This window comes from Polaromonas sp., from assembly GCF_036676035.1.
In the GTDB taxonomy this organism is placed as follows: domain Bacteria; phylum Pseudomonadota; class Gammaproteobacteria; order Burkholderiales; family Burkholderiaceae_C; genus Polaromonas.
The window spans coordinates 18,457-27,900 of the sequence record NZ_JAKFDR010000001.1 but is presented as its reverse complement, the minus strand read 5'-3'; the positions used below and the strand labels follow the sequence as shown (position 1 = coordinate 27,900).

Here is a 9,444-nt window from a genome sequence, read left to right as displayed (position 1 = left end):
TCGCAACCCGAAGGGAAGGGGTCCCATCGGGCGCAACTCGGCGTTGCCTACCTTGCCCGCACATCAGTGCGGGCGGCAGCAGGCGCCTTGATTTGCGCCCGATGGAACCCCTTCGCACCTCCAATATTAGTGTGAACAGGCCCTAGTCGAAAGAGGAATGGGCCATCGGCATCACGGCGCTCAGGCAGCGCCGCGGCCTTTCTGGCTTTCAAAGTAAACCACTTTGCGGGCGCGCTGCACATCACCCAGTGGACGGTGTGCCGCCAGCGCCTGCCAGGGGTCGAACACCCCCGCTTCGGCCTGCTGCGCCAGCGCCTTGCCAGTGTCTGAACCCGTGTCCTGTTGCGGCAGCGTGAGCCGGGCGACCGTGGTGTAAGGCGTGGGCCAGTTGACTGACGCATCTTCGATCGGTGTGCGTTGCTCGCTCACATACGGCTGCAATTGCAGTTCGTAATGCAAGGGGCCTTGCGCCAGCCGGCGCTTAAAGTCGGCGCCCCAGTCCTTTTTGGCTTCGGCGTCGGCCAGGCCGTTGCTTTTGGCAGGCGCCAGGCGCACCCTGACTGCATAGGGCCCGCAGGCGATGGGCACGCTGCTGAAAAACGGCTCGGAGGCAAATCCGTTGAAGGGCCTGCCCGCGAGTTTGAGCATTCTTGCCAGCAGCCTGGAGCCGTCGAACATGCCATAGCGCCGAAACAGGAACTTGAGCAGCACGCCATGGCCATGCGAGGCCGCTTCGACAAAGTCCACAAACTCGGCGCTGCCGGTAAAGGCAAACGCCTCCTGGTTGATCAGGGTGAAGTCCTGGCTTTGCGCCGGACCGTTACCCAGTGCCGAATCACCCTGAACACCCAGTACCTTGAACGAAAAGCCGCGGATGTCGGGCATGCTGTCTCTGGCCTTGTCCATGCCACCGTTGGACAGGCGCACCCAGACCGGGTGCGCCGCCGGTGAGGCAAACAGGCCATGGCGCGCAAACTCCGGCAGATCGGCCAGCACTTGCAGCGTGCCCTGCGCGGCCGTCAGCTGCTTGCGGTGCAACGCCCGCCCCACGCCATGCCTGGCCGACTTGCGCTGCTGGATTTCGGCAAAGCGCCGGGCATAGCCGGCGTAGCGCTGCGCCTCATCGGCGGCGATGCGTTCTGTCCATTGGATACTGGGTGCGTCGCTGGTCATTAAAACTCCTGACAATATGGGTTCGACTTTACAGCCATGCAACTGGCTCCCCCGGCCCGACCAACGCCTCAGGCCGGGGTACCAAGTCAGTGTATTTTCGCTATATTTTTGATAGCTGCTTGCGCAATATTACCAAGGGCTAAAGCCAATTTTGACCTATAAGCCAGGCCGAAACAGGCTCAGCCCGCGTCCTTCTCGGCTTCCTGCAAGGTGCGCCACATCACCTTGCCGGCGCCGCTTTTAGGTAGCGCATCCACAAACTGCACCACGCGCGGGTACTTGTAGGCAGCCATATGGTCTTTGCACCAGTTGATGATGTCGTCTTCGCTCGTCTTGCCTTTGGCCTCGGCACGCAGCACCACCACGGCCTTGACGGTTTCGCCGCGGTAAGCGTCTTTAGTACTGATGATGCAGGCCTCCTGGATGGCCGGGTGCTTGAACATCAGCGCTTCCACCTCGGCAGGCCAGACCTTGAAGCCTGACGCATTGATCATGCGCTTGAGCCGGTCGGTGATGAAGAAATAACCATCCTCGTCCACATGCCCGAGATCACCCGAACGGAAAAAGCGCTTCCCGTCCAGCTCGATAAAAGCCTCTGCCGTCGCGTCCGGCCGCTTCCAGTAGCCCTGGAAAACCTGCGGACCGCACATGATGATTTCGCCCTGCTCGCCCTGCGGCATTTCTTGCAGCGTCTCGGGGTCGATCACGCGCGCATCGGTGCTGACAAAAGGTACCCCCAGGCATTGCTGCCGGGTCGCGTCGTAGGGGTTGCTGTGCGACGGCCCGCCGGTTTCGGTCAGGCCGTAACCTTCGGCATAACGCAAGCCGTACAGTTCCCACAGGCGCTGTGCGACCGCCTGCGGCATGGCCGCGCCACCGCCGCCGATATAGACCAGGCTGCTTAAGTTAAAGCTCGCGAAGTTGGGGCTGGCCAGCAGGTCGATCACCATGGTGGGAATGTTGGTCCAGTGCGTCACGTGCCAGTGCGAGATCAGGCGCCCGGCCAGCTCACGGTCCCAACGCGGCATGATGACCAGCGTGCCGCCGCCGTAAATCGCCGCATGCAGCACCGACACCATGCCGGTGATGTGGAACATGGGCACCACCGACAGCGTCACGTTTTCAAAGGTGCTGTTGCCCCACAAGGTACTGGCCACCGCGTTGTGCATGATGCTGGCGTGCGTGTGCATGCAGCCCTTGGGCAGGCCGGTGGTGCCGCTGGTGTAGGGCAGCACGGCCAGATCCTGCGGGGTAGCGGTGTGCGCCGGCAGCGGCGGCTCACCTGAAGCCGGACCCTGCACGGCGTCCGTCCAGCGGGTCACCTGGCAGGCGGGCATGGCCGGTGGCGCATGCCGGGTGCCCAGCCACTCGCGCCACGCCTCGGGCATGGCATCGTCGCCCTGCCCATTCGCATCGAAGGCATCGCTGTAGTGCGTGATGACCATGTGCGCCAGCTGCTCGGCCGGCGCCAGTTGGGCGTTGGCTTTGGCCAGCTCCGGCGCCAGGTCGGCCGTGGTGATCGCCACTTTGGCGTCCGGGTCGGTGATGTAGTGTTTCAGTTCTTCCGCGCGGTTCATCGGGTTGACCGGCACCACGACGGCGTTGGCCCGCAGGATGGCAAAGTGGGCGATGACCCATTGCGGGCAGTTCTGCATGTTGAGCACCACGCGGTCGCCTTTTTTGACCCCCAGACTACAAAGCGTGGCCGCCAGGCACTCGGCCTGCTGCTGCACCTGGGCGTAGGTCAGTACCTGCCCGAAAAAAACCAGCGCGGGCTTGTCGGGAAAGCGTAGCGCACTGACTGCCAGGTTGTGCCACAGCGAAGTAGCGGGCGGCGTGATGCTGCGCGGCAGCCGTTTCGGCCAGACTTTGTAGTGCAGCGTGTGGAGGGTTGTTTTATCGGTCGCTACGGGTGCAGCTGTTTTCAGGTCGGACAAGTCGGGCTCCAGGTTCATGCCAGGCGGGCCTCCAGCCTACCCCGGCTGCAGCGGCAGTGCATCGGGGAAGCTCCCGATAAAAAGCTGTCACCTCAGCGACGCCAACGATCAGATTCGGTTACGGGAATGCCTCAAAACACATCCGCAAAATCACGGGCGCATCCAGTTGTCATGGCGTTCGCGGCGCTCTTGACGGTAGTTCGTGACTTCGAGGCGAATACCGTCTGGGTCAGTGAAGAAGGTTGCCGTGTAGTCCGCAGCGTATTGCGGGTAGAGCTGGGCTTGTGTCGCATCGATTCCAGCGTTGCGGAGTTGCCCGGCCACCGCGTGGACTTCGGCTGTGGAATCCACACGCAGGCAGAAATGATGCAATCCCGGCGAATACGGCTCGTGTCTTGCGTGGACCCGGGCCGGGCGCAGGACAAAGCCAAAGTGGCGGTTGAAGTACTGGATGTGGGGATCATCCGCAAGCGTGAACCTGTTTTTGCGAAACCCAAGCGCTTCAATGAGCACTTGATCGTAGAAGCGTTCCGACTTCGCAAGGTCGGAAACCGTGATGTAGATGTGATCGATTCCTGTGACCTCGGCCATCGCATGCCTCCCGGTTTTGTTGTGAAGGTCTGGCAAATGTAAGGCACTTCCCCGCCCCGAACTGGCCACGGCCTTACAGCGGTCGGCAACGACGGGAAGCGCGAAATCTCATCAAGCATGTGGAAGGTGACGACCCACCTTCGCTTTGAGCAGCTTGACCAATGCAGGCTCCATGAACTTGTAGTTATCTGGGATGTCGAGGCAGATCACGCGTTTTCCTCTTAAAAACTCTTTGAATCGAGTAGACAGCTTGGCCTTGTGTTCGCGCTCCATCACGAAGATGAGTTCCGCCCACTCGATTAATTCGGGCGTAAGCGGGTTCTCCGCGTCGTGGTTCAGGCCGGCAGACGAGCACTCCACGCCAGTTTGTTCTGAAAATACTTGCTCCGCCGTTGGGCTGCGCCAGCGGTTTTGACTGCAGATGAAGAGTAAGCGACTCATTGGTGAGTGGGCCTGGCGAATGAAAGCGACATGGCTAAGGGCTCGTTCAGAAATATGTTGTGCATTTGGCCGTCGGATTCGGGATGCGATGCTAGGCGCGGAGCGTGCCGCGTGGCTCTGCCACACAAGCGATTCGCAACAACGCAGCGCGCCCGAAGCTGGCGAGACAAATGTGCAAGATATTACTGAACGAGCCCTAATTGTCACCTTCCGGAATTGCTCTCGCCAAAAACGTCTTTCCGTTCATGGAACAAAGGCCGCACGCAAACCTGCGCCGGTCACAGCCTTGCCGCCCATTCACCATCTTGGTGCGGCCAGAGTGAAAAAGGCCACCGTTTGATGCATCGGCACGCCACGATGGTGCACATAACTTGTATACCAGTTGATTGAGCCGGGCAAAGGCCCGCGCACAGGCCACGCAACCTTTGGCACGGGATATGCGTTATTCCGTGCATGACAAGCGCTTCCGACATCAGCAACCGAATCATTGAAGCCGTGATGGCGCAAAAGCTGGCGCCCGGCGCACGCCTGGGCGAGCAGCAGCTGGCCATGCTGTTTGACTGCAGCCGCACCATTGTTCGCGAAGCCCTCACCCGCCTCGCAGCCCGCGGCATCGTTACCGTCAGCAGCCGGCGTGGCTGGTATGTCATCGAGCCATCGCAAGAAGAAGCACGCGAAGCCTTCGAGGCACGCCGCGTAATCGAGATGGGCCTGATCCGCTGCACGCCCGACGTCAGCAAGGCGGCCATCAAGCAGCTCAAGAGCCACCTCGCCCGCGAAAAAGCCGCGGTCAAGGGCAGCGACGTGGGCTTGCGCAGCTTTTTGCTGGGCGACTTTCATGTGTGCCTGGCCGAGTGCCTGGGCAACAGCCTGCTGGCCGATACCCTGCGCGACTTCACGGCGCGCACCACCCTGATCGCCATGCTCTACCAGTCCTCGCACGACGCGGCCCAGTCGTGCGAAGAGCATGTGCAGATTGTCCAGGCACTCGAAAAAGGTGACCTGGCTCTGGCCGAAAAACTCATGCAAGCCCATATTGGCAGTGTCCAGGCGGCGCTCAAGCTGCAAGCCGCCAATGGTGATCCGCTGGCGCAATTGCGAAACGCCTTGAGCCCGCTTTCGCCGCCCAAGCCAAAAACGGCACAAGAGTTGCATACAAGTGTTCGCAAACCCGGCGCGCATGAAGGCCATGGGCCGCCGCGCCGGGCCGCCCCAAGCAAGGCCAGCCCCCACGGGGGGCAGCGTAGTACACGCAGTGACGAGCGTGGGGGCGAATTTTCTGAAGAACCCTCAACCTACCTGGGAGCCCTGCTATGACATCGAGCAAACGTTTTTTCTCTCTTGGCCTGGCCGCAGCCGCCCTGCTGGCCGCCTCTGGCGTTCATGCGCAAACCGCGCTGGACGACATCATGAAGGCCAAGGAAATCAAGATCGCCATTCCCACCGACTTTCCGCCCTATGGCATGGTCGGCACCGACCTGAAGCCGCAAGGCCTGGACGTGGACATGGCCACCTACATCGCGCAAAAACTGGGTGTCAAGATCGAGCTCGTGCCCGTGACCAGCGCCAACCGCATTGCTTACCTGCAAACCAAGAAAGCAGATCTGGTGATTTCCACGCTGGGCAAAAACCCTGACCGCGAAAAAGTCATCGACTTCACCGCGGCTTACTCTCCTTTCTTCCAGGCGGTGTTCGGCCCCAAGAGCATCAGCGTGAAATCCTTTGGCGACCTCGCCGGCAAAACCATCAGCGTGACGCGCGCGGCGCTGGAAGACCAGGAGTTGAGCAAGGTGGCCCCGGCCGGCGCGGACATCAAACGCTTTGAAGACAACAACACCACAGTGTCGGCCTACACGGCAGGCCAGGTGCAACTGATCGCCACGGGCGCGTCGGTAGCCGGCAACATGATGGCCAAAAACCCGCAGCTGGGCACCGAATACAAGCTGCTGCTCAAGGACAGCCCCAACTTCATCGGTGTGGCCAAAGGTGAAGACAAATTGCGCACCAAGGTCAATGAGGTGATTGCCGAAGCCAAGAAAAACGGCGACCTCGACAAGCTGGCCACCAAATGGCTGGGCCGACCTGCAGGGAACTTACCCTAACCCCCGTTGCGGTTCGCTTCGCGTAACCGCCTCCCCCCTTTCAGGGGGCGCCGCTTGTGGCCCGGCAAAGCCGGTTCCACGGCGGCTGCTGGCATGACGGGAGCAGCAGCCTCTTTCAACAGGAAGTGATCAGATGCGTGTAGAGCTTGATTTCATGGCCGTGCTGTCGCAGTGGCCATTGCTGGCCACCGGCGTTTCCTGGACGCTGGGCCTGACGGCGATCTCGTCGGTGGCCGGCGTCTCCGTGGGCATGGCCTTTGCCTGGGCGCGTGCCAGCGGGCCGCTGTGGCTGCGCTGGGTGGTGGGCATGTATGTGGAGCTGATACGCAACACGCCTTTCATCGTGCAGCTTTTCTTCATCTTTTTCGGGCTGCCCGCAGCGGGCTTCAAGCTGTCCCCGGAAATGGCATCGGTGCTGGCCATGGTGATCAACCTGGCCGCCTACGCGACGGAAATCGTGCGCGCCGGTGTCGAAGCCACGCCCCGCGGCCAGATTGAAGCTGCCGAGAGTCTGGCGCTCAATCGCGTGCAGATCTACACCCGCGTAGTGCTGCCACCGGCGCTCAAGAAAGTCTGGCCGGCCATGGTGAGCCAGATCATCATCGTGATGCTGGGCTCTGCCGTGTGCGGGCAGATTTCGACCCAGGAGCTGTCGTACGCAGCCAACCTGATCCAGGGCCGGAATTTTCGCGCGTTTGAAGCCTTCATCGTGGCCACCTCCATTTACCTGGCCCTGTCCATCGCGGCGCGCAAGCTGCTGAACTGGCTGGGGCCGAAGTTCCTGTTTGGTAGGTGAATATGCCCCCACGTTCGCTCACTGCGTGTAGCTCTCTGCCCCCCGAGGGGGCCGCTGCGCCTGCGGCCCGGCTAAGCCGGTTCCGCGGCCCCTGCTGGCGTGGTCTCGCGTATGGCCTCGTCAATTCTCAAAGGAATCGCCGTGGTTGAATTTTCAATCTGGGATATTTTCAGGAACCTACTGCTGGCGGGCCGCTGGACGGTGGTGCTGTCGCTCACGGCCTTTGTCGGCGGCGGCCTTGTCGGCATGCTGCTCCTCATCGGCAGGCTGTCGGCCTCACGTGGCGTGCCCGGTTCGCAAAAAGCACCGCTCATCACCCGCCGCCTGCTGGACGGCTACATCCTGCTGTTTCAGGGCACGCCCCTGCTGATGCAGCTGTTCCTGGCTTACTTTGGCTTGGCCCTGTTCGGCATCAACGTGCCGGCCTGGGTGGCTGCTGCCGTGGCGCTCACGCTTTACACCAGCGCCTACCTCGCCGAAATCTGGCGCGGCTGCGTGGACGCCATTCCCAAGGGCCAATGGGAAGCGGCGCAAAGCCTGGCCCTGAATTTTGGCGAGCAGCTGCGCCACATCGTGCTGCCGCAGGCCTTGCGGATTGCCGTGCCGCCCACGGTGGGTTTTCTGGTGCAGGTGATCAAGGGCACCGCGCTGGCGTCGGTGATTGGGTTCATCGAGCTGACCAAGGCCGGCACCATGATCACCAACGCCACCTTCAAACCCTTTGTGGTCTACAGCTGCGTGGCGCTGATGTATTTCGCTTTGTGTTTTCCGGTGTCGCTGTACGCCCGCAAGCTTGAGAGGAAAGCAAGAAATGGACGTTAACGTGAACTACACATCCGTGGGCACCAAAAAAACTTTAGTCGAGATCAACCAGCTGCGCAAAAGCTTTGGCAGCAACGAGGTCCTCAAGGGCATTGACCTGGAAGTCAAGGCCGGCGAGGTGATCGCCATCATCGGCAAGAGCGGCTCGGGCAAAAGCACGCTGCTGCGCTGCATCAACGGGCTCGAAGTGTTCCAGAGCGGCACCTTGCGGGTGGACGGCAAGCACCTGCTGCATGACAACCCACAGGTCATGCGCGACCTGCGCCAACGCGTCGGCATGATCTTTCAGAGCTTCAACCTCTTCCCGCATCTCACGGTGGGCAAAAACATCATGCTGGCGCCCTCGCTGGTCAAGAAAACAGCCAGCGCGTCCGCTGAAGAACACGCCCGAGCACTGCTGCAGCGCGTCGGCCTGGCAGAAAAGTTCGAAGCCTGGCCCGACCAGCTTTCAGGCGGACAGCAGCAGCGCGTGGCGATTGCGCGCGCACTGGCCATGCAGCCTTCGGTGCTGCTGTGCGACGAGATTACCTCGGCACTGGACCCGGAACTGGTGGGCGAAGTGCTGCAGGTGGTGGAAAGCCTGGCCAGCGAAGGCATGACGCTGCTGATGGTGACGCATGAAATGAGCTTTGCCCGCAAGGTCTGTGACCGCGTGGTGTTCATGCACCAGGGCCGGGTGCATGAGATAGGCGCGCCCGACGAGGTATTTGCCAACCCCAAAACGCCTGAGCTGAAGCAGTTTCTCGGGATGATTCAGTAAGCGTGGCATCTACCAGGGCCGGTGCTCCCATTACCCTGCATGCGGGCAAAATGCAGCCATGACTTCTCAAGACCAGCTCTCCAGCCTGCAAGCGGCCTTGCAACAACTGCGCAGCGACAGCCTGACCGTGGCCGCTTTTTCCCGTCTGGCGCAAAGCCAGACCATGCTTGTCGCCGCACTGCCGCCTCGCTACAACGAGGTGCTGCTGCAGTTGCTGGACCGGCTGGAGTCCAGCGCCCTGTTCACCGAAGAGAGCTGCTCGTTCAGCCAGAAAGACCTGCTGGACAGCCTGCAGTTGTGGCTGGACAAGGCGCAGCTGCAGCTCCGGCAAGCCTGAGTTCTCTCAACGGCTAAACGTGCCGCCGGCCTGCTGCAATGGGCCGCACAGGCAGCGGCAAGGCATCTGCCTGCGCATGCAGTGCTTCAATGGTGTGGCAAAGCGCATCGGTGCCGTCACACCGGTCGCGCAGCGCCTTGAGGTCTTTCTCCAGTGTCTTGAGCTCGGCCAGCCGTGCGCGCACATGCGCCAGATGCCCATCAAGCGCCTCGCGCGCCGTGGCGCAGTCGGCCTTGCGCCTCAAGTCCAGTCCGAGCAGGGTGCGCACCTCGTCGAGCGACATGTCCATGGCCCGGCACAGCCGGATGAAGCGCAGCTGGTGCACATCACCATTGCTATAAAAACGATAGCTGTTATCGCCCCTTCCGTGAGGGCTGAGAAGCTTTTCCTTCTCGTAAAAACGGATGTTGGCGGCGGATACGCCGCTTAAGGCGGCCGCCTGACTGATGCGGTAAGGTGCAGAAGCAAGGGTGTCAGTGCTCATG

At 61.4% G+C, this 9,444-nt stretch carries 11 protein-coding genes; 6 read left to right on the top strand and 5 right to left on the bottom strand.

From position 1 onward, the window contains the following. Positions 1-180: 180 nt before the first annotated feature. From V6M61_RS00155 to V6M61_RS00140, 4 genes are all read right to left on the bottom strand, one after another. Positions 181-1,173, bottom strand: coding sequence for a catalase (locus V6M61_RS00155; protein WP_332774522.1), 993 nt, complete (start codon positions 1,171-1,173; stop codon positions 181-183). 179 nt (positions 1,174-1,352) lie between these two features. Further along, positions 1,353-3,128 (bottom strand): long-chain fatty acid--CoA ligase, encoded by a 1,776-nt coding sequence (locus tag V6M61_RS00150; RefSeq protein ID WP_332774521.1) that lies wholly within the window; start codon positions 3,126-3,128, stop codon positions 1,353-1,355. 132 nt (positions 3,129-3,260) lie between these two features. Then, positions 3,261-3,701 carry a VOC family protein gene (locus V6M61_RS00145; protein ID WP_332774520.1) on the bottom strand — a complete coding sequence of 147 codons (441 nt, stop codon included), beginning with the start codon at positions 3,699-3,701 and terminating at the stop codon, positions 3,261-3,263. A gap of 111 nt (positions 3,702-3,812) precedes the next feature. Then, complete coding sequence (locus V6M61_RS00140) at positions 3,813-4,142, bottom strand: low molecular weight protein tyrosine phosphatase family protein (protein ID WP_332774519.1); 330 nt, start codon at positions 4,140-4,142, stop codon at positions 3,813-3,815. A gap of 453 nt (positions 4,143-4,595) precedes the next feature. Between V6M61_RS00140 and V6M61_RS00135 the strand changes: the two genes are divergently transcribed. From V6M61_RS00135 to V6M61_RS00110, 6 genes are all read left to right on the top strand, one after another. Further along, complete coding sequence (locus V6M61_RS00135) at positions 4,596-5,459, top strand: GntR family transcriptional regulator (protein ID WP_332774518.1); 864 nt, start codon at positions 4,596-4,598, stop codon at positions 5,457-5,459. Then, on the top strand, positions 5,456-6,244 hold the full coding sequence (locus V6M61_RS00130) for a transporter substrate-binding domain-containing protein (protein ID WP_332774517.1): 789 nt from the start codon (positions 5,456-5,458) through the stop codon (positions 6,242-6,244). The genes V6M61_RS00135 and V6M61_RS00130 overlap by 4 nt, the downstream gene beginning before the upstream one ends. 133 nt (positions 6,245-6,377) lie before the next feature. Further along, positions 6,378-7,040: an amino acid ABC transporter permease gene (locus V6M61_RS00125; protein ID WP_332774516.1), complete on the top strand. Its 663-nt coding sequence runs from the start codon at positions 6,378-6,380 to the stop codon at positions 7,038-7,040. Positions 7,041-7,181: 141 nt separating this feature from the next. Next, positions 7,182-7,862 carry an amino acid ABC transporter permease gene (locus V6M61_RS00120; protein WP_332774515.1) on the top strand — a complete coding sequence of 227 codons (681 nt, stop codon included), beginning with the start codon at positions 7,182-7,184 and terminating at the stop codon, positions 7,860-7,862. Then, entirely contained in the window at positions 7,852-8,622 is a 771-nt protein-coding gene (locus V6M61_RS00115) for an amino acid ABC transporter ATP-binding protein (protein ID WP_442957707.1), read from the top strand. The genes V6M61_RS00120 and V6M61_RS00115 overlap by 11 nt, the downstream gene beginning before the upstream one ends. A 58-nt stretch (positions 8,623-8,680) precedes the next feature. Then, positions 8,681-8,959, top strand: a complete 279-nt coding sequence (locus V6M61_RS00110) for a hypothetical protein (RefSeq protein WP_332774513.1) — start codon at positions 8,681-8,683, stop codon at positions 8,957-8,959. Positions 8,960-8,972: 13 nt separating this feature from the next. Here the strand turns inward: V6M61_RS00110 and V6M61_RS00105 are convergent, their stop codons facing one another. Continuing rightward, positions 8,973-9,443, bottom strand: coding sequence for a Cd(II)/Pb(II)-responsive transcriptional regulator (locus tag V6M61_RS00105; protein ID WP_332774512.1), 471 nt, complete (start codon positions 9,441-9,443; stop codon positions 8,973-8,975). Between the last annotated feature and the right edge of the window lies 1 nt (position 9,444).